The sequence below is a fragment of the Streptomyces niger genome (assembly GCF_000718305.1).
Taxonomy (GTDB): Bacteria; Actinomycetota; Actinomycetes; order Streptomycetales; family Streptomycetaceae; genus Streptomyces; species Streptomyces niger.
The window spans coordinates 209603-228402 of record NZ_JOFQ01000014.1; the positions used below are offsets into that span (position 1 = coordinate 209603).

Genomic DNA, 18800 nt, shown 5'->3' on the forward strand with positions numbered 1-18800 from the left:
CGGCGGGCGTGTCAACCTACATTGACACCATGACCGAAGCAACGGAACTCGCCGAGCGGGCGGGCGATCGGGACCCGCGCATCGGTTTGCGGGCCGTCGCCGCACTGCGCCGGCTGCTGGAGCAGCTGGAGGCCGTACAGGTGCGCAGCGCCCGCGCGAAGGGCTGGTCGTGGCAGGAGATCGCCGACGAGCTGGGCGTCAGCCGGCAGGCGGTCCACAAGAAGCACGGGAGGCGCTGATGTTCGAGAAGTTCACGGCAAGCGCGCGGGAGGTCGTGCGGGGTGCCGTCGCCTGCGCCGACCGTACGGGCAGCGGCACGGTGGGCGAGGAGGAGCTGCTCCTCGCCCTGCTGGACCGCGAGGGCACGCCGGCGGCCGGCGCACTGGCGGCGCTCGGGGTGACCGCGCGCCGGGCGGCGGTGACGGAGGCGCTGGCGCAGGCGCGCCGCCGCGGCGACCCGCCGTCGGAGGTGTCGGCCGACACCGTGGCCCTGGCCGGGCTCGGCATCGACGTCGAGGAGATCGTCTCGCGGGTGGAGGCCGAGCACGGCGTCGGCGCGCTGGCGCGGCCGAAGGCGCGCGGGCGGTTCGGGCGGCGCCCGTTCAGCCGCGAGGCGAAGAGCGTCCTGGAGCGTTCGCTGCGGATCGCCCTCGGCCGCGGCGAGAAGCACATCGGCGACGAGCACCTGCTGCTCGCGCTGACCACGGGCACCGGCGTGGCCACGGCCGTCCTGGCGGACCACGGCGTGACCCGCGCCGAGGTCGAGCGGGTGCTCGCCGAACCGTCCCGGGCGGCCTGACGGCGACGGCCCGGCGGGCGCCGCGGGCGGGGCGTCAGTAGGCGACCCGGATCCGACCGATGCCGAGGGTGGTGGTCTTCGGCAGGTGCCCGGACTCGAAGACGGCGGCCAGCAGCGGGTTGATCAGCTGGGCGAGGCGGTCGGCGCGGGCCCGGCCCAGCGCCCGCCAGGGACCCGCGGCCAGCCGGTCCGTCAGCCGCTCGATCTCCTCCCGGCCCTCGCGGGCCCGGTCGGTGGCCTGCCCGTCGGGCGCTATCCAGCCGCGCGCGGCGAGCCGGTCCCGGGCCTGGCGCCACTCCTGCGGGGTCCAGCCACGGCTGCGGAAGCGCTCCTCGGGGGCCGCGCCCACCGCGGCGAAGGAGACCAGGGACTCGCACGGGTCGAGGCCGGCGGTGAGCAGCGCGGCCAGATGCCCGTCGCCGCGGTGCTCGCGCAACACGGTCAGCGCCTGCCACAGCTCCAGGTGCGGCTCGGTGGGCCAGGGCAGGTCCAGGTTGGCGGCGGCCAGCGGGCGGGCGGCGGGGATCGCGTTCTCCGCGGCCTGTCGGGCGAGCCGGGCCGCCTCGGCGAGCTGATCCGGGGTCAGCCGGTCGCCCGCCAGTCGGCGCAGCACCCGGTCCATCGCCCGCAACCGGGCCTCAAGGACCTTGGCGGGGGCGGCGGTCGACCAGATCAGCGGCACGTACTGCTCGACCATCCGCGGGCTGAAGCTGTAGTAGGTGGCGGAGACCAGTTCGGGCCCGGCGGCCCCCAGGGGTGCGGTGCGCCAGGCGAAGTAGCTGGGCCAGCGGGTACCGATGTCGTACCCGAGCGCCGCCGCTTCCTCGAACGCCTCGGGGGAGTAGTAGAGGGTGGCGTGCAGCGGTTCGAGCTGGTGCCACAGCCGACGGGCAACCGCGGGATATTCGGACATCGCACACCTCATGGCCTTCAAGATCCCTATGAGCGAGAAGAGTTGACTCTAAGCGTGGGCAAGGCCAGGGGTCTACGGAACGCCGTAGTCGGTCCGAAGGGGACGAACGGCCCTGCGAAGGGCCGGGTGCCCCGATTACGCGGGGTGAACCCGGCCCTTCGAAAATGACCGTGTGTGACTATCGTGCGGAGCGACGCAAGAGCGCATTGATGTGCGCCGCGGTGGCCGCGAGCTGTCGGCGCGCCTCCGCCACCTGCTCCTCGTCGACGCCGTGGTCGCGCGCGGCGTCGCGGACGTCGTCCCGGAACCGGTCCAGCAGTCGGTCCAGGTCGCGGGCCGGGTCGCCGGTGGTCGGATCGTTCGCCCACGCCGGGGTGGGCGGGGCGGCCGCGGCGGTCCCGGGGGCCGGCTCCTTGGTGAGGTCGGTGGGGCCCGCGGGCCCGGCCGGGCCGGTGAGGCCGTCCGTGAAACGGCCGACCTCGCGGGAGACCTCGGACAGCGCCTCGCGCACCGCCCCCTGCCAGTCGCCCGCGCGCACATGGTCCTGGGTCTTCTCCTGCACCCGCCGGATGGCCTCCTGCACCTCCTCGCGCGCGGAGTCCTTGGCGGTCCTGGCCTGCTTGCGGGCGCGCTGCGCCTCCTGCTTGGCCCGCCGGCTCTCCTCCTTGGCCCGCCGGGCCTGCTCCTTCCACTCCTCCTTGGCGCGGCGGAACTCCTCCTTGGCCTGCCGCCAGGCGTCCGGGTCGCCGTAGGCGCGGTCGAAGAAGTCCGACGGGCCGGGGGATCCCTGCGGCGCGCCTCCGCCGGGGCGCGCACCGCCCCGGCGGGTGGCCTGCGCGGCCTCGCGCAGCTCGCGGCGCAGGTCGCGTGCCGAGCCGCTGACGTCCTCGCGGATGTCGGAGGCCAGTGCGGCCACCGACTCCCGGATCTCCAGCTCCAGTTCGGCCAGTTCGCCGCCGCGCGCGGCCAGTTCGGCGCGGCCCGCGTCGGTGATGGAGTACACCTTGCGGCCGCCCTCGGTGGCGTGCGTGACCAGGCCCTCGTCGGAGAGCTTGGCCAGCCGCGGGTAGACGGTGCCGGCGGAGGGCGCGTACAGGCCCTGGAAGCGCTCCTCCAGCAGCCGGATGATCTCGTAGCCGTGGCGGGGCGCCTCGTCCAGCAGCTTCAGCAGGTACAGGCGGAGGCGGCCGTGTGCGAAGACGGGGGGCATGGCTTACAGCACCTTCTTGTCGGCGGGCGGGTCGGCGGGGGCGTCCTCGGCGGGCGGGCGGCTCAGCAGCGCCAGGGAGCCGGAGACGGTGGTGACCTTCAGGCGGCCGGTGCCCGCGCCGAGCCGCCCGGTGATGCTCTTGGTGCCCCACTGGCCGCCGACCCGCAGATCGTCGAAGGCGTTGGAGACGGAGCCGCTGGTGGTACTGGCCTCCACCTCGGCGTCGGCCGGGTCCGGCAGTCGGATGGCGACCTCGCCGGAGACCGTCGTCAGGTGCACGTCGGTGCCCTTGGCCGCCGGGTCCAGGTCCACGACCATGCCGCCGGTGACCGTCTCGGCGCGCACCGAACTGCCGCCGCCGTCGATGACGGTCAGGTCCCCGGAGACGGACTGGAACCGCAGGTCGCCGGTGACGGCCTGGGCCTCGACCGTGCCGGTGACGGTCTCGGCCCTGACCGGCCCGGTGAGCCGGACCAGAGTGCTGTCGCCGGAGACGCCGCGCAGCTCCGTGCGCCCGGCGACGCCGGAGACCACCGCGCTCGCGCCGACCGCGCCGACCTCGACCCGGGCGGCGGCCGGCACGGTCACCGAGACGACGGCCGAGCGCTGCCACCCGCGGCCGTCGAGGAACTTCAGCAGCCCGCGCCAGGGCAGGTCCTCGTAGCCGACGGTGAGGGTGCCGCGGTCGTAGGAGACGACCAGCGGCGGGCCCTTGATCTCGGTGACCTCGATGCGCGTACGGTCGGCCGTCGCGCTGCCGACGACGTTGACCGTGCCGCCGTACAGCCGTACCTGCAGCGCGTTCACCGGTACGTCGACGTCGAGCGTGCGCGGCCCGGTCACCTCGACCGGGCCGTCCGGCCACTCTTCCCTGACGGACATGACGGGCCTCCCCTGTGTGGACGGGCAACGCAACATATCGTGTTCCCTGCAGAACACGATATATCGCGGTGTCGCCACGTCAAGCACCGCGCGGTCGGCCCTCCTCGCCCGCTCCTACTCGTCGTCGTCCTCGTCGTCCAGGCGCGCCAGCCACGTCGCCAGTCGCTCCACCGGGACCTCGAAGTCGGGGTTGAGGTCGACGAACGTGCGCAGCTGCTCGGCGACCCAGCCGAGGGTCACCTCCTCCTCGCCGCGCCGGCTCTCCAGCTCCTCGATGCCTCGGTCGGTGAAATACACGTGAGTGCTCCGCTAAAGGGGTAGGGGTAAGACATTCCAGGTCAGGATAGGCAGCCGCGGTCCGGTGGGCCGCATCGGCACCGACCGCCCGGCCGCCCTCCTGGCGCAGTTGCAGCGGGGGGTGGCATGAGCGAGGACACCAAGCGTGTCGCACGCATAGAACTGCCGGACGGCACGCCCGTCTGGGCCCGGATATCCGGCGCCGAAGCGCTCCTGCCGGCGCAGCGGAGCGCGGCGTACGTGGACAGCGGCCGGCGCGCGGGAGAAGGCGCCGACTACGCCGACAGCGGCTTCCTCACCGATCGCGTCCTCGGCCGGATGGAGAGCCTGGACGGGCTGGTGCACGGCGTCGCCCGGTCGCTGGCGGGGGCGCTGCGGGGGCTGCGGCCCGACGAGGTCAGCGTGCAGTTCGGGATCGAGCTGAGCGGCAAGTCCGGCAGCCTGGTCGGGCTGCTCGCGGACGGCGAGGCCAAGGCCGCCATCAACGTCACCCTCACCTGGCAGGGCGGCCCGCCCGCCGACCTGGCGGAGGGCGGGACCGGGGGCGGCGCATGAACGGGGCGCACGATCCGGACGCGTACTTCTCCCGGCGCTTCGCCCCGCTCGTCAAGGCCGCCACCGTGCGCATCCACGCCGCTCGCGACGGGTATCCCCACGAAGGGCCACCGGAGCCGCCCCTGTACGGCAGCGGTTTCTTCGTCGCCCCCAACTGGGTGCTCACCTGCGCCCATGTGGCGCTGGAGGGCGAGGGGGGCGAGGTGGGGGTCAGCTTCGAAGGGGGCAGCGCGCGCGGCCGCGTCGAATGGGCCGAGCCCGCCGTGCGCACCGGCGGCCTGCTGCCCGCGCCCGACCTCGCCCTGATCCGGCTGCTCCGGCCCACCGCCCACGCCTGCTGCTGGCTCTCGCCGCGCACGGTCCGGGCGCACGGCGGCGAGCGGGTCGCCTACTTCGGGTACACCGAGATCGCGGGGACGGTCGGCGCGTTCGACGGACGGTGCACGGTGCGCGGCGAGTTCGGCGGCGACGGGCTGCTGCGGCTGGGCAACGAGGACGAGATGCCGGCGGGGCTGTCCGGCGGCCCGCTCGTCGACGTGGCGCGCGGCGAGGTGATCGGCGTGCTCAAGGGGCGGCGCGGCAGCGCGCAGGACGGCGGCCTCGGGGTCGCGCTGGCCCAGCTGCGCCGCATCGGCGTCCCCGGTGCCCGGATCGCCCGCGAGGAGGACGATCCGTACCACCGTGTGCTGCACGCCCACGACCGGTACCACGCCGATCTGCACGCCGACGTCAGCGAGGCCCGGGACACCTGGACCGAGGCGCAGAGCGGGCTGCCCGCCTCGGCCGCCACCGTCGCCGCGCTGACGCCGAAACGCCGGGTGGTGCTGCACGGCCTGCTCGCCCAGCTGCCCCCGCCGGCCGGCACGCCCGCGCTGGTGGCCCTGGTCGACGAGTTGCTGCCGCGGCGCGGCGAGGAGCTGCGGCTCGCGCCCCGCTGCTGGCGCGAGGGCCTGGAGGTCTACCTCGACCGGCTCGAACTGCGGGATGCGCAAGGCGAGTTGGAGGCGGTGCTGCGGTACGCCGTGTACGCCGCGACTGCCGAGCACCCCTATCCGGCGGCGGCCGAGGCGGCGGACGCGGTCTGGGACTGGGTGCGCGGCCTGGCCATGACCGAACTGCCCCCGCTGGCCAGGAATCGGCTCGGCGCGGAGTGGCACGCCCGGGTGCGGGCCCGCGCGGTCGGCCGTTCCCGGCGCCCGGCGGACGCCGCGGCCGCCGGACCGCTGCCCTCCGTGCTGCTGGAGATCACCGAACGCGCCTGGGAACAGGGCCGGTTCGACTGGTACGTCACCGTGTCCAGACCCGCCGGCGACCTGCCGCTGGGCGAGGGCCGGCACGGCACGGCGCTGGCCGACCTGCCCACCGAGCTGGCCGGGCCGCTGGGTGAGGCGTTCCGCCGCAGCGACGAGCCCGGCCGCCCCGCCGTCCTGGAGGTCGCCCTCCGGCAGGCGCTGCTGGACCTGGCCGTGGAGACCTGGCGGATACCGCCCGGCGCCCCGCCGGTGGGCGAGCTGCGCCCGGTGGTGGTGCGCTGCGCCGACCGGCCCGCCGGCGAGCAGCAGGAGGGTACGGAGCCGGGGATCGCGCCGCAGGAGCGCTGGACGCGGCTGCACGAGGACGGCATGGAACACGCCTGCCTCGACTGCGACGAGGGCCGCCCCGAGGACGTCACCGCCGACGCGCTGCGCGACCTGGAGCCGCGGACCTTCCCCGTGCTGTGCCGGGTGCCCGGCGGCGACGGCGGGCGCGAGGCGATCCGCCGGATCGTCGGCAGCGGCCACCCGGTGGCACTGTGGCGCAGGGAGCGCACGGACCCGGTGTGCGGGGAGTACCACCGCGGGATCCTGCGCACGGTGAAGAGCGGGACGACCGCGCACCGACTGCCCGCCGCCGTCCGTGAGCTGCGCGCCGGCATCGGCGCGGCGGAGCCGGAAGCATACTGGTCACGTGGGATCACGCTGTTGTACGACGATCCCGGGCGGCCGCTGCCGGGGGACGACGACGTGCTGGAGACGCCGTGAGGAACGCGCGTCTTTCCGTGTGCTCCTACCGGGCCGCCGCCGGTCCCGATACGGTCGGGACGTGGCCGGTGCGTAACCGCCGATGACCCACCAGTGACGAGGAGTTCGCAGTGAGCGAACCGAACGAATGGCTCATCTACCGCGGCACGGGCGAGCCCCACGACGGCATCGCGGCGCTCCCCGGCCCGCCGCCCTGGCGGGACTTCGACGGCGGCCCGCTCGTCGGGCCGGGCCCCGCCACCGACAGCTCCTCCACCCGACGGCTCGGCGAGCACGTCGCGGAGATGCACCGGCCCAGCGCCGAGGAGCTGGAGATCGTCAACGCGGCCCTCTACCTGCGCCGTCCGCTGCTGGTCACCGGCAACCCGGGCACCGGCAAGAGCACCCTCGCGCACGCCGTGGCGCACGAGCTGAAGCTCGGCCGGGTGCTGCGCTGGCCGATCGTGAGCCGGACGACGCTGGGCGACGGGCTGTACCACTACGACGCCATCGCCCGGCTCCAGGACGTGCAGATCGCCGCGAGCAGCCGAGCGGCCGGCGGGCCCGGCGCGCAGGCGGCGGCGCCCGGCGGCATCGGCAGCTACATCCGGCTCGGCCCGCTCGGCACGGCCCTGCTGCCCACCGCGCAGCCGCGCGTGCTGCTCGTCGACGAGCTGGACAAGAGCGACATCGACCTCCCCAACGACCTGCTGAACGTCCTGGAGGAGGGCGAGTTCTCGATACCCGAGCTGGAACGATTGGCCGAACGGGAGCCCGAGGTCGAGGTGCTCACCGACGACGGGCAGAAGGTGCGCATCCGCGACGGCCGGGTGCGCTGCCACGCCTTCCCCTTCGTCATCCTCACCAGCAACGGCGAACGCGACTTCCCCGCACCGCTGTTGCGCCGCTGCATCCACCTGGAGCTGGGGCAGCCCGACCACAAGCGGCTCGCCACCGTCGTACGGGCGCACCTCGGCGAGGAGGCGGCCCGCGCGGGGGACGACCTGATCGCCCGCTTCCTGGAACGCTCCCGCAGCGAACTGCTCGCCGCCGACCAGCTGCTGAACGCCATCTACCTCACCCACCAGGCGGCCCCCACCACCCGCGACCGGCTCGCCGACCTCCTCATCCAGCGCCTCGACCGGCCGAGGTGACGGCGTGACGGCGGACCGTGCAGGACGCCCCACCGCCCCGCAGAGCTGGGCCGACGTGGTCGCCGCGCTGCGCGGCGCGGGCCTGGACCCCGATGCCGGGGAGCTGGCCGACGCCCTGTGGCTGGCGCAGTGGTACCGGCCGCGCGAGGGCGCGGCGGAACGGGAGGGCGACGCCGGCCCGGCGGCGACCGGCACCGGGGCGCCCGGGGAGCGGTCGGCGGCGCCCGCGCGCGCCGACCGGCCCGCGACCGGCAGCGGCACCGGTGCCGGCACCGGCACCGACACCGGCACCGGCACTGACCAGGAGCCGCCGGACGGCCGGCCGGGCGGTACGAACGGCGCCTCCCGCGTCGCGCTCTACCCGGCCGGCCAGGAGTCGCCCGGGGCGGGCGGTACGGAGGGCTCCGGCGCGCCCGCCGGCTCGTACGGCACCGGCCTGCCGGTCGGCGTGCCCGCCGCGTCCGCGCTGCCCGACCTGCTCGCCCTCCAACGCGCCCTGCGCCCGCTCCAGCGGTACCGCAGCGCGGCGCCCGCGGTGCGGCACGTGCTGGACGAGCGGGCGACGGCGGAGCGCAGCGCACGGTCGGGCGGGCTGGTGATGCCGGTGTTCCGGGCGGTGCCGCGGGCCGAGGCGTCCCTGCAGCTGGTGATGGACGCCTCCTCCTCGATGTGCGTCTGGGACCGGCTGCTGCACGAACTCCAGCAGGTCTTCGGCCAGTTGGGCGCCTTCCGCGACGTACAGGTGCAGTTCCTGCACCAGGGGCCGGACGGCCGGCCCGCGGTCTCCCGCCGCTTCGAGCCGGGCGACGCACCGTTACGCTCCGCCGACCAGCTCAGCGACCCCACGGGGCGCCAGGTCACCGTCCTCGTCAGCGACTGCGCCGGCCCCCTGTGGCGCAGCGGCCACGCCCACCGGCTGCTGCACCGCCTCGCCCGGCAGGGCCCGCTCGCCGTCCTCCAGCCGCTTCCGCAACGCATGTGGTCCCGCACCCGGCTGCCCGTCTCCTACGGCACGCTGCGCCGCGGCGAGGGCCCCTCGTACGCCACCGCGCTGCACTTCACGGGCGACACCCCGCAGGCCGCGCCCGGCGCGCTGCCGGTCCCCGTGCTGCCGCCCGCCGCGGGCGCCCTCGCGGCCTGGGCGAAACTGCTGTCCGGCACGGGCGCGGGCCAGGTACCGGCGGCCGTCGGCCGGCTCCGCGCCGACCAGCCGCCGGCCCCCGCGCCGCGCCCCCGCGAGCCGCTGCCCGCCACCGAGGTCGTCGCGCGCTTCCGGCGCGCCGCCTCGCCCGGTGCGGCGCAGCTCGCCGGCTACCTGGCGGCGGCGCCGCTGTGCCTGCCGGTCATGCAGTTGGTGCAGCGCACGATGCTGCCCGGCACCGGTCCGGCCGAGCTGTCGGAGGTGCTGCTCGGCGGGTTGCTGACGCGCACGGACGGCGAGTCGATGACGGGCGGCCCCTGGTACGAGTTCGTCAAGGGCGTGCAGGAGGTGCTGCTCGCGCCGCTGGGCAGGGACGAGGCGCTGCTCGTGCTCAAGCACTGCTCCGCGTATGTGGAGCAACGGTTCGGCAAGGGCGGCCCGAACTTCCCGGCGCTCGCCATCGCGCAGCTGACCGGCGACCGGCTCGCGGACGCCGTGGAGTCGGTGGCGCGGCTGCGCACCCACCCGCTGCCCGACGGGCCCGGCGCGCGCGTGCCGCAGCCGTTCGCCGAGGTCGCGGCGCACGTCCTGGAGCGGTTCATCCCGTTGCGCAGCGTCTCCGCCGACGCGCACGAGGGGCCGGGCGGCCCGGCGTCCTCGGAGGCGGTACGCCGCTCCCAGGCCCTGGTGCGGCGGTTCGCCGCCGACGGCATGGTGCGGAACCTCATCGACGCGGTGCAGCTGCTGCGCCACGCCACCGAGAGCGAACGGCACCGCGGCGCCGACACCGTGCTGTGGAGCGAGCTGGCGGAGACCCTGCTGCGGCTGTGGGAACTGCAGGGCGGCCGGTCACTCCTGCGCGAGGCGCACGAGGCGGCACGCACGGCGGCGCAGTCCGGCGCCGCGCGGGCCCGTACGGCGCTGGGTCGGGTGCTGCACAGGGAGGCGGCGGAGCGCCGCGCGGCGGGTGACCCGCGCGGTGCGCTGGACCTGCTGCGCCGCGCCGACCGGGAGTTCACCGCCGTGTGCGCGACGGCGGGTCTGGAACCGTGGCACGCCCTGGAGATCACCCTGGAGCGGGTGCGGGTCCTGGAGGAGCAGTGGCGGCTCGGCGGCGACAGCGGGCTGCTCCAGGAGACCGTCGGGATGCTGGAGGCGTTCGCCGACGCCTGGCCGTACGACGAGGCGCAGCCCTTCGGCCTGCCGCTGGCGCACGGCCGGGCGCTGCTGCGGCTGTCCGGCACGGCCGCCGACCGCGAGCAGGCCGAGGCGTACGCCCAGCAGGCGGCGGCCTCGCTGGCGCACGCGACCGACGCGATGGCCGCCGAGGGCGCGCCCGAGGAGGCCCGGCTGTGGGCCCGGCTGGACCTGGTCGACGCGCTGCTGACGCTCACCGGTGATGCGCTGGACCGCGCGGGGCTGCTGGTCACCGAGGTGGGGGAGGCCGCGCAGGGGCCGGACGAGAAGGCCGCCGTCCTGGTGCGCGCCGCCCGGCTGGCGGTGCGGCGCTTCGAGGCGGACGGCGACGTGGCCCACCTGGCGGAGGCCGACCGCGGCTACGAAGCGGCCTGCCGGGCGGTGCCCCGGGACCGCGAGGGTTACGGCGACCTGATCGAGGAGTGGGGCGAGGCGCTGATGCGCCGGGCCCGCGAGCCCGGCGGCCGGGCCGTCATCCACCGCACCGTCCGGGTGCTGCGGGACTGCCGGATGGAGACCGCGGCCGGCGATCCTCGGCTGGCCCGGCGGCTGCTGACCCTCGGCCGCGCGCTGATGCTGCGCAGGACCGACGACGACCGGGTGGACCTGCGGGAGGCCGAGCACCTCTTCGGGCTCGCCGCGCAGTCCGCCGCCGACCCGATGGTGCGGGCCGAGAGCTGGCTGGAGCTGGGCGCCACGCACCGGCTGGCCCACCGCCGCACCCGGCTGGACGCGCAGTTGGAGCAGGCGGCGGACGCCTTCCGACGGGCCGCCGAAGCGGCGCGCGCCGCCCGGGACGACGCCGCCGATCCGGTCCCCGCCGTACGGCTGCGCGCCCGCGCGTACCACCTGCGCGGCGAGGTGTACGAGGACGCGCGCCGGCCGCGCGCGGCCCGGGACGCCTACCGGCTGGCCCTGGAGGAGTGGCGGCGGCTGCCGGACGGGGGCGGGGCGGCGGCCGAGGAGACCTCGCGCCGGATCGTGGACATCGGCAGGTGACAGACGGCAGCCTGTAAGCGACCTCGCAACGGGGGCAGTTGGCGGGAAGGGGCAAGGCGATGAGCGCGAGCGGCAAGGACACGGAGGCGCGGCCGGCGGACGGCGCCGAGGCGGCCGGGACCGCGGTGCCGCGCGCCGGTGAGCTGCCCGAGCTGCCGGACCTGCTCGCGCTGGACCTCGCGGAGCTGCGGACCGTGGAGCACCCGGTACTGGCCGAGGTGCTGGAGCGGATACGGACGCGGGTGGATGAACCCACCGAAATGCTCTGGGGATTCAACAGCGCCTTCTGACGTGGAACCCACCACGCTTTCGGAAGCGTTCCGCTGTGACGCGAACATTTTCGGTCGCTGGGGCCGACGGAACCGGACACGACCGATCGAAGCCGGTTTGATGACGCCGCCCCGCAGGGATACTCCGCCACGGGCCGGCGACGGGGGCCGTCCCTGCGCGGGCCGCGGCTTGGGGGGTGCCGACGTGGCGCAGCAGACCGTACGGGACGCGGACCCGGCGGCGGACCGGCCGGCCGTCCCCTCCTTGGGGCACCCTTTCCGGCACCCTTTCCGGCACCCTTTTCGGCAGTTCATCCTCAAGGTGCACGGCCACTGCAACCTCGCCTGCCGCTACTGCTACCTCTACGAAGCCGCCGACCACGGCTGGCGGGACCGGCCGGCGCTGATGAGCGACGCGGTACTGGACCGCACGGCCCGGCGCATCGCCGACCACGCGGCGGCCCACCGCCTCCGGCACGCGGCCCTCGTCCTGCACGGCGGCGAACCCCTGCTGGCCGGCGCCGGCCGGCTCGGCCACGCCGTGGACCGGCTGCGCGCACTGCTGCCCGGGGACTGCACCCTGCACCCCACCGTGCAGACCAACGGCACCCTGCTCACCCGCGACCGGCTGCACGCCCTCGCGGACCACGGCATACGGGTGGGCGTCAGCCTCGACGGCGGGCTGCCCGCGCACAACACCGCGCGCGTGGACCACGCGGGCCGCCCCGCCTGGTCCCGCGCGGTTCGAGGCCTCCGCCTCCTCGCCGAGGAACGGCCGGACGCGTACGCCGGCCTCCTCGCCGTCGTCGACCCGCGCACCGACCCCGCCGAGACCTACGCCTCGCTCGCGGCCCTCCGCCCCCCGCGCCTGGACCTGCTGCTCCCGCACGGCAACTGGACCGCCCCGCCACCGGGTGTCACCCCCGACGCCGCCGACCGCCCCACCCCGTACGGCGACTGGCTCGTCACCGCCTTCGACGCCTGGTGGGACGGCGGCCCGGGACAGCCCGGCGTCCGGCTCTTCGAGGAGTGCCTGGCGCTGCTGATGGGCGCGCCGGCCGGCGGCGAGTCGCTGGGCCTGACCCCGTTCACCGCCGTCGTGGTGGAGACCGACGGCAGCATCGAGCAGGTCGACTCCCTGAAGTCCGCGTACGAGGGCGCCGCCGCCACCGGCCTGGACGTCTTCCGGCACACCTTCGACGAAGCCCTCGCACACCCCGGGATCGCCGCCCGGCACGCGGGCGCCGCGGCCCTCGCCCCCGTGTGCCGCGCCTGCCCGCTGGTACGGGTGTGCGGCGGCGGCCAGTACGCGCACCGCTACCGGCGCGGCAGCGGCTTCGCCAACCCCTCGGTGTACTGCGCCGACCTCCAGCGCCTGATCCGGCACGCCGCGGGGCGGCTGGCCGCCGCCACCCGGGGGCCCGCCCGATGAGCAGTCGCATACCGCAGGACCTGCTGCGCGAGCTGGGGCGGTGCGAAGGCGGCGCACAGGCGCTGGGGCTGCTGGTGGACGACCAGCGCACCCGGCGGCTGCTGTTGCTGCGGGCACTGCTGGACGCGGTGGACAGCGCCCGCGCGCCGAGCGTGCCGCGGCCCGCCGCCGCCCGGGTGGCGGAGCACTGGGCACTGTTGGAGGCCGCCGACCGCGCCGCCCGCGACACCACCCGGCAGGTGCTGTACTACCCGCTGCTCGGACCCTGGGTGCGGCGCGTGCTGCGCGGTCTGGCGGCCGCCGTGCCGCCGCCCGGACTCCTGGCCGACCTCGAACACCTCGGGGCCGTCGCCGCCGCGGCCGCGGCCCGCGCCCGGCTGCCGTTCACCCTGACGCTGCGGGCCCCGGACACCACGCTGGTGCTGCCCACCCTCGGCGCCTACACCCTGCCCGGCCGCGCCCCCGACCGCGCGGGACCGCAGCCCGAACTCCGACTCGGCTGCCACGACGGCACGTTGACCATCCGGCCGCCCGTCGGCCCGCCCGCCGTGCTGCTGCCCCGGCCCGACGGCGCCTGGGAGTCCGCCGACCCCGCGTGGCGGCCCCTGCGCCCGCTCACCGGCGGCCCGCGCCCGGTACTGCTGGACGACCTCGATCCCTTCCGTACGGCCGACAGCGGGCTGGAGCGGCACGGGCTCAAGCCCGCCGAGCCGCTCACCGCCGCCGAACGGGACCGCTGGCAGACGGCCTGGGCCGGGGCCTGGCCGCTGCTGGAACGCGGCGGCCCGACCCGCGCCCTGGAGACGGGCGTCCTGCTGGACTGCATGGTGCCGCTCGCCCCGCCGCCCAACCCGGGCCCGCACGCGTCAGGGCCCGGGCACTGCAGCGGCACCCGCCGCGAGGCCTTCGGTGCGGTCCTCAGCTCCACCCCGCAGACCCCCGCCTTCCTCGCCGCGACGCTCGTCCACGAGCTCCAGCACGCCAAGCTCTCCGCGCTCACCGAGCTGACGCCGCTGCACCGGGACACCGGCACGGCCCGGCACTGGGCGCCCTGGCGGCCCGACCCGCGCCCCTTCGACGGGCTGCTCCAGGGCACGTACTCCCATCTCGCGCTCGCCGACTACTGGCAGCGCTTCGCGCAGACCGCGGACACCGCGCTGGAGCGCCACACCGCGTGGGCCGAGCACTCCCGCTGCCGGGAACAGGTCGGCGCCGCGCTGCCCACGCTGGTCGGCTCGCGCGCCCTCACCCCGGCCGGCCGCGTGCTGACGGCGGCGATGGCCGACCTGCTCACCCGATTGCGGGAACGCCCGCCCCCGGAGGGCTACTTGGCCCGCGCGAGCGCCTACGTGGAGACGTCGCGGACGATGTGGCGACGCCGGTACGCACGATGACCGCCGACCGTCGGTGTGCCGGTGTATGTTCCCCACGAGGGCAGCTCTGACGGTCCTTGCCCGGCCGTTCGTTCGTACGTAAGACGAGGGAGTCGTTCGAATGCCCGCAGCGCGCAGGACCATCTCGCACGGAGGCCGCCCGCCCGTCACGGTCAGCTTCGCGGGCTTCAACCGCGCCTGGGCCGCCTGGATCGGCGACCGGCTGGAACGCCACGGGATGCGGGTCTCGCTCCAGCGCTGGGACCCGCGGGCCGGCACCCCGCTGGAGGACGCGCTGAGCGACCTCGCGCTCGCCGAGGGCACCGTCCTGATCGTGCTCAGCGACTGGTACATCCAGCTCGGCCCGCGCAGCCACGAGGAGTGGAACACCGCGCTGCGCACCGTCGTCGCCGACCGCCAGGACAAGTTCGCCGCGGTCTCCATCACCACCAACGCGCTGCCCACCGCCACCGCCGTCTTCGGCGCCGCCGAGCTGGCCGACGTCGGCGCCCGCGAGGCCGAGCGGCGGCTGCTGGCCCGGCTCGGCATCGAGCCCGACCCGCACGCCGAGCCCGAGGAGGACGGCAGCGGCCCCCGCTACCCCCAGGAGCAGCCGCGCGTCTGGGGCGGCGTGCCGCGCCGCAACACCCGCTTCACCGGCCGCGAGAACCTCCTCGCGGACGTCTACCACCGCCTCCAGCAGGCCGAGCGCGGCGCCGCCGTGTGCACGCTGTACGGCATGTCCGGCGTCGGCAAGACCCAGCTGGCCACCGAGTACGTCTACCGCTTCGGCTCCGAGTACGACGTGGTGTGGTGGGTCTCGGCGGGCGAACGCACCCCCATGCGCCAGCGGCTGGCCGAACTGGCCCCCGCGCTGGGCCTGACCACCGGCCAGGAGTACGGCGAGCGGCTGCGCGCCGTCCGCGACGCGCTCCGCCGCGGCGAGCCGTCGCACCGCTGGCTGCTCGTCCTGGACGGCGCCGACCAGCCCGAACACGTCGCCGACATGCTGCCCTCGGGCCCCGGCCATGTGCTGCTCACCTCGCAGAACCGCGAGTGGAGCGAGCACAACACCATGATGTTCGAGGTCCCGGTCTACACCCGCGAGGAGTCCATCGCCTTCGTCCGCCGCCGCGCCCCGCGGCTGGACCGCGCCGAGGCGAACCAGCTGGCCGAGGCGCTGGAGGACCTGCCGCTGCTGCTCGACCAGACCGCCGGCTGGCTCAGCGACTCCACGATGACCGTCGACGAGTACGTCGAACTGCTGGAGAGCGGCGCCGACGCCGAGGTCGTCCGGGTCGCCCACGACTTCCCGATGACCTACCAGACCTCCTGGTCGATACTGCAGAACCGGCTCAGCGAAGCCGTGCCCGCCTCCGTCGACCTGCTGCGGCTGTGCTCCTTCTTCGCCCCCGCCGCCATCCCCGTACGGCTGCTCCGCGACCTCCCGCCCGGCGACCTGCCGGAGGAGCTGACCGGGCTGATGAACGACCCGCTGCTGTGGAACCAGGCCCTCAGCAAGCTCCTGCAGTACTCCGTCGTCCGCATCGAGGCGCACGACCCCACCGCCGACGACGCGTCCCCCGGCGGCGAGATCCTCTACATGCACCGCATGGTCCACCAGACCGTCCGCGCCCTGATGCCGGACCGGCAGCTGGCGGAGTACGGCCGCGTCGCGCGGCGCGCCCTGGCCGCCGCCGACCCGCTGCGCCCCACCGACACCCGGCTCTGGCCCCGGTTCGCCGAGCTCGCCCAGCACCTCAAGGCCGCCGACGTCCTGGTGAGCAAGGACGCCGACGTCCAGAACCTGGTCCTGAACGTCCTGCGGTACATGTACCTCTCCGGCGAGTACCGCTCGGGCCTCAAGCTCGCCGAACGCGCCCTGACCGCCTGGCGTGAACTGCTCGGCCCCACCCACGCGCGGATCTGGGACCTCAGCTACCACTACGCCAACCTGCTCCGCGCCACCGGCGACTACGCCGCCACCGAGGCGCTGGACCGCGTCGTCCTGGACCACCTGCGCGAGACCCAGGGCCCGCGCGACCTGGACACGCTGCGCGCCGCCAGCGGGCTCGCCGCCGATCTGCGCGGCCTCGGCCGCTTCGACGAGGCCCTGGAGCTGTCCACCACCGTCCTGCAGGGCTACACCGACCTCGTCGGCGAACAGGACTCGCGCACCCTGAACGCGCAGAACAACCTCGCCGTCTCGCTCCGCCTGCTCGGCCGCTACAGCGACTCCCTGGCGCTGAACCGGCGCACCCTGGAGGCCCGCCGAGAGGTGCTGCGCGCCCGCCACAACTGGACGCTGTTCTCCGAGATCCACGTCGCCACCGACATGCGGCTGCTCGGCCGCTACGCCGAGGCCACCTCCGTGCAGGAACACAGCGTCCGGGTGCACCGCATCGTCATGGGCAACGACAACCCCCAGACGCTGCGCGCCGAGCACAACCTCGCGCTGTGCTACTACCGTTCGGGCGAGCGCGGCAAGGCCGGGCGGCTGCTGGCCCGGGTGCTGGAGCGCAGCGAACGCGTCCTGGGCGAGGCCGACCCGCTCACCCTGATGGTCGGGGTCAGCTACTCCTGCTTCGCCCGCGAACACGGCAGCCTGGACCAGGCCCGCGAGATCGGCGAGCAGGTCACCGACCGGTACCGCATCCAACTGGGCGCGGACCACCCGTACACGACCGGTGCGCTCGCCAACCACGCGCTGGTGCTGCGCGCGGCCGGCGAACGGCAGCAGGCGCTGCTGCTCACCGAGGAGGCGCTGGAGGGGATGCGCCGCGCGGTCGGCGCCGACCACCCCTGGACGCTGGGCTGCGCCGTGAACGCCGCGGCGGCCCGCAACTTCGCGAGCGACCCGGAGAGCGCCGCCGAACTCGGCCGGGACACCCTCACCCGCGCCACCGGCACGCTCGGCCCGCGCCACCCGCTCACCCTCTCCGCCCAGATCGCGCTCGCCGCCGACCTGCGTGGCCTGCGCAAACGGCAGGAGGCCGACAAGCTGGAGGAAGAGGCGCTGACGGGGCTGAGCACGGTACTGGGCGCACAGCATGCGCACACCGTCTCGGCGCGCGCCCGCACCCGGCCGTTCTGGGATTTCGAGCCGCAGATCATCTGACCCGCCGTCGCCGTACGCCGCCCGGCCGCGGTATCAGGAACCACCGGCCGGGGTACGACCAGGGGACAGTGATCGGGGAGGGGGAACGGACATGACGGTAGTGGTACGGCCGGGCGACCCGGACGGCACCGCCAGGCCCGCGGGCCGGCGGCCGGTACCGGTCGAGGTCGCGGCGCCCCCCGCGGCCGACGGGCTGGAGGCCGTGTACGGCGGCGAGACCACGCGCGGCCCCGCCTCCCGCGTCCTGGACATCGCCCGCGACGTCTACCAGGACGGCCTCGACTTGGCCAGAACCTGCGCCGAGCAGGCCCGCGAGCAGCTGGACCGGCTGTCCGACGCAGCGCGCCCCGACGAGATAGAACTGCAGCTGGCCATCAAGCTGGACGCGTCGCTGGGCGCCGTCCTGGCGTCCTCCGGCGCCGAGGCCCAGCTCCAGGTGACCTTCCGCTGGCAGCCCGGAGGCGACCGGTGACCGCACGCGACATCCGGATCCTGCCGTACAGCTACGTCGTGGCGCAGCGCGAAGTGAAGCTCGCGCTCGAACTGAACCACATCGAGCCCGCCATCGGCGGCGTCCTCATCAGCGGCCAGCGCGGCACCGCGAAGTCCACCCTGGTCCGCGCCTTCTCGCTGATGGCCCGCGGGGAACTGCCCGTCACCCTGCCCATCAACGCCACCGACGACCGGGTGTTGGGCGGCTGGGAGCTGGACGCGCTGATGCGCGGCGAGCCCAAGGAACAGCCCGGCCTCCTCGAAGCCGCCGCCGTCAACGGCCTGCTCTACATCGACGAGGTCAACCTCCTGGAGGACCACGTCGTCAACATCATCCTGGACGTGGCGTCCACCGGAGTGCTCAGCGTGCAGCGCGAGGCCATCTCCCGGGTGCGGCAGCTGCAGTTCGGCATCGTCGGGACCATGAACCCGGAAGAGGGCGGCCTGCGGCCGCAGCTGCTGGACCGGTTCGGCCTGATGGTCACCGCCGCCGAGCTGACCGCCGCCGAACGCCGGGAGGTCGTCCGTACCGCGCTGCGCTTCGAGGACGAGTCCCGCGCACCCCGCTCGGAGTGGCTGGCGGCAGGGCTGGCCGCCGACCGCAGGCTGCGCGAGCGGCTGGACGCGGCCCGCGGCGCCGTGCAGGAGGTCGTGGTCAGCGACGCCGCCACCGAGCTGTGCATCGAGGCCGCGACCCGGCTGCGGTCGGTCGGCCAGCGCGGCGAGACCGTGACCGCGCTGAGCGCCCGCGCCCTGGCAGCCCGCGAGGGCGCGCGCGAGGTGCTGCCCGCGCACATCCGTACGGCGGCGCTCATGGCCCTCCGGCACCGCAGACCGGAATCCGCGCACGGCGGGCCCGACGAGTGGGATACGGAGGAACTGGGCAGCATCGACGGGCTCTTCGCATGAATGACGGGCGCTCCCGGGGGAGCGGGAACACGGCACGGCCGGCGGCGGCGACGACGGGGG

The 18800-nt window shown here is 75.4% G+C and carries 15 protein-coding genes and 1 pseudogene; 12 read left to right on the forward strand and 4 right to left on the reverse strand.

All coding sequences use genetic code 11. The features are described 5' to 3' along the window. Window positions 1-29 precede the first annotated feature (29 nt). Both IF20_RS26275 and IF20_RS26280 read left to right on the forward strand, forming a co-directional pair. A complete protein-coding gene (locus IF20_RS26275; RefSeq protein WP_052867809.1) occupies window positions 30-239 on the forward strand; it encodes a helix-turn-helix domain-containing protein in 210 nt (69 codons plus the stop codon). After that, window positions 239-799: a Clp protease N-terminal domain-containing protein gene (locus tag IF20_RS26280; RefSeq protein WP_052867810.1), complete on the forward strand. Its 561-nt coding sequence runs from the start codon at window positions 239-241 to the stop codon at window positions 797-799. Before IF20_RS26275 ends, IF20_RS26280 begins: the two co-directional genes overlap by 1 nt. Window positions 800-833: 34 nt before the next feature. Here the strand turns inward: IF20_RS26280 and IF20_RS26285 are convergent, their stop codons facing one another. The 4 genes from IF20_RS26285 to IF20_RS26300 form a co-directional block, all read right to left on the reverse strand. Further along, entirely contained in the window at window positions 834-1712 is an 879-nt protein-coding gene (locus IF20_RS26285; protein WP_052867811.1) for an SCO6745 family protein, read from the reverse strand. A 178-nt stretch (window positions 1713-1890) separates the two neighbouring features. Continuing rightward, the gene (locus IF20_RS26290) at window positions 1891-2922 is read right to left on the reverse strand and encodes a PadR family transcriptional regulator (RefSeq protein WP_052867812.1); all 1032 of its coding nucleotides are present in this window, start codon (window positions 2920-2922) and stop codon (window positions 1891-1893) included. Between the two features lie 3 nt (window positions 2923-2925). After that, window positions 2926-3804: a DUF4097 family beta strand repeat-containing protein gene (locus tag IF20_RS26295; protein ID WP_052867813.1), complete on the reverse strand. Its 879-nt coding sequence runs from the start codon at window positions 3802-3804 to the stop codon at window positions 2926-2928. A 114-nt stretch (window positions 3805-3918) separates the two neighbouring features. Beyond that, entirely contained in the window at window positions 3919-4101 is a 183-nt protein-coding gene (locus IF20_RS26300) for a DUF6104 family protein (RefSeq protein ID WP_030258837.1), read from the reverse strand. A gap of 126 nt (window positions 4102-4227) precedes the next feature. On the opposite strand from IF20_RS26300, the pseudogene IF20_RS26305 reads away from it, so the two are divergent. The 10 genes and pseudogenes from IF20_RS26305 to IF20_RS26350 all read left to right on the forward strand — a co-directional run. Continuing rightward, window positions 4228-4623: pseudogene (locus IF20_RS26305) on the forward strand (CU044_2847 family protein); the annotation flags it as partial. 29 nt (window positions 4624-4652) lie between these two features. Further along, window positions 4653-6677 carry a VMAP-C domain-containing protein gene (locus IF20_RS26310; protein ID WP_052867815.1) on the forward strand — a complete coding sequence of 675 codons (2025 nt, stop codon included), beginning with the start codon at window positions 4653-4655 and terminating at the stop codon, window positions 6675-6677. Between the two features lie 110 nt (window positions 6678-6787). Then, window positions 6788-7810 carry an AAA family ATPase gene (locus tag IF20_RS26315; protein WP_052867816.1) on the forward strand — a complete coding sequence of 341 codons (1023 nt, stop codon included), beginning with the start codon at window positions 6788-6790 and terminating at the stop codon, window positions 7808-7810. Window positions 7811-7814: 4 nt separating this feature from the next. Beyond that, on the forward strand, window positions 7815-11147 hold the full coding sequence (locus IF20_RS26320; protein ID WP_052867817.1) for an SAV_2336 N-terminal domain-related protein: 3333 nt from the start codon (window positions 7815-7817) through the stop codon (window positions 11145-11147). A 59-nt stretch (window positions 11148-11206) separates the two neighbouring features. Then, window positions 11207-11437, forward strand: coding sequence for an FxSxx-COOH cyclophane-containing RiPP peptide (gene fxsA, locus IF20_RS26325; protein WP_052867818.1), 231 nt, complete (start codon window positions 11207-11209; stop codon window positions 11435-11437). A 184-nt stretch (window positions 11438-11621) separates the two neighbouring features. Beyond that, a complete protein-coding gene (locus IF20_RS26330) occupies window positions 11622-12848 on the forward strand; it encodes an FxsB family cyclophane-forming radical SAM/SPASM peptide maturase (RefSeq protein WP_407702556.1) in 1227 nt (408 codons plus the stop codon). Continuing rightward, window positions 12845-14242, forward strand: a complete 1398-nt coding sequence (locus IF20_RS26335; protein WP_052867819.1) for an aKG-HExxH-type peptide beta-hydroxylase — start codon at window positions 12845-12847, stop codon at window positions 14240-14242. The genes IF20_RS26330 and IF20_RS26335 overlap by 4 nt, the downstream gene beginning before the upstream one ends. Window positions 14243-14342: 100 nt before the next feature. Further along, entirely contained in the window at window positions 14343-17339 is a 2997-nt protein-coding gene (fxsT, locus tag IF20_RS26340; protein WP_052867820.1) for an FxSxx-COOH system tetratricopeptide repeat protein, read from the forward strand. Between the two features lie 91 nt (window positions 17340-17430). After that, a complete protein-coding gene (locus IF20_RS26345) occupies window positions 17431-17811 on the forward strand; it encodes a CU044_2847 family protein (RefSeq protein WP_052867821.1) in 381 nt (126 codons plus the stop codon). Then, on the forward strand, window positions 17808-18740 hold the full coding sequence (locus IF20_RS26350) for an AAA family ATPase (protein WP_052867822.1): 933 nt from the start codon (window positions 17808-17810) through the stop codon (window positions 18738-18740). The genes IF20_RS26345 and IF20_RS26350 overlap by 4 nt, the downstream gene beginning before the upstream one ends. Window positions 18741-18800: the final 60 nt, after the last annotated feature.

Excerpts from the sequence above, each read along its gene's own strand:
- IF20_RS26275 (WP_052867809.1), top strand. The coding sequence starts at position 30 with ATGACCGAAGCAACGGAACTCGCCGAGCGGGCGGGCGATCGGGACCCG.
- IF20_RS26280 (WP_052867810.1), top strand. The coding sequence starts at position 239 with ATGTTCGAGAAGTTCACGGCAAGCGCGCGGGAGGTCGTGCGGGGTGCC.
- IF20_RS26285 (WP_052867811.1), bottom strand. The coding sequence starts at position 1,712 with ATGTCCGAATATCCCGCGGTTGCCCGTCGGCTGTGGCACCAGCTCGAA.
- IF20_RS26290 (WP_052867812.1), bottom strand. The coding sequence starts at position 2,922 with ATGCCCCCCGTCTTCGCACACGGCCGCCTCCGCCTGTACCTGCTGAAG.
- IF20_RS26295 (WP_052867813.1), bottom strand. The coding sequence starts at position 3,804 with ATGTCCGTCAGGGAAGAGTGGCCGGACGGCCCGGTCGAGGTGACCGGG.
- IF20_RS26310 (WP_052867815.1), top strand. The coding sequence starts at position 4,653 with ATGAACGGGGCGCACGATCCGGACGCGTACTTCTCCCGGCGCTTCGCC.
- fxsA (WP_052867818.1), top strand. The coding sequence starts at position 11,207 with ATGAGCGCGAGCGGCAAGGACACGGAGGCGCGGCCGGCGGACGGCGCC.
- IF20_RS26335 (WP_052867819.1), top strand. The coding sequence starts at position 12,845 with ATGAGCAGTCGCATACCGCAGGACCTGCTGCGCGAGCTGGGGCGGTGC.
- fxsT (WP_052867820.1), top strand. The coding sequence starts at position 14,343 with ATGCCCGCAGCGCGCAGGACCATCTCGCACGGAGGCCGCCCGCCCGTC.
- IF20_RS26345 (WP_052867821.1), top strand. The coding sequence starts at position 17,431 with ATGACGGTAGTGGTACGGCCGGGCGACCCGGACGGCACCGCCAGGCCC.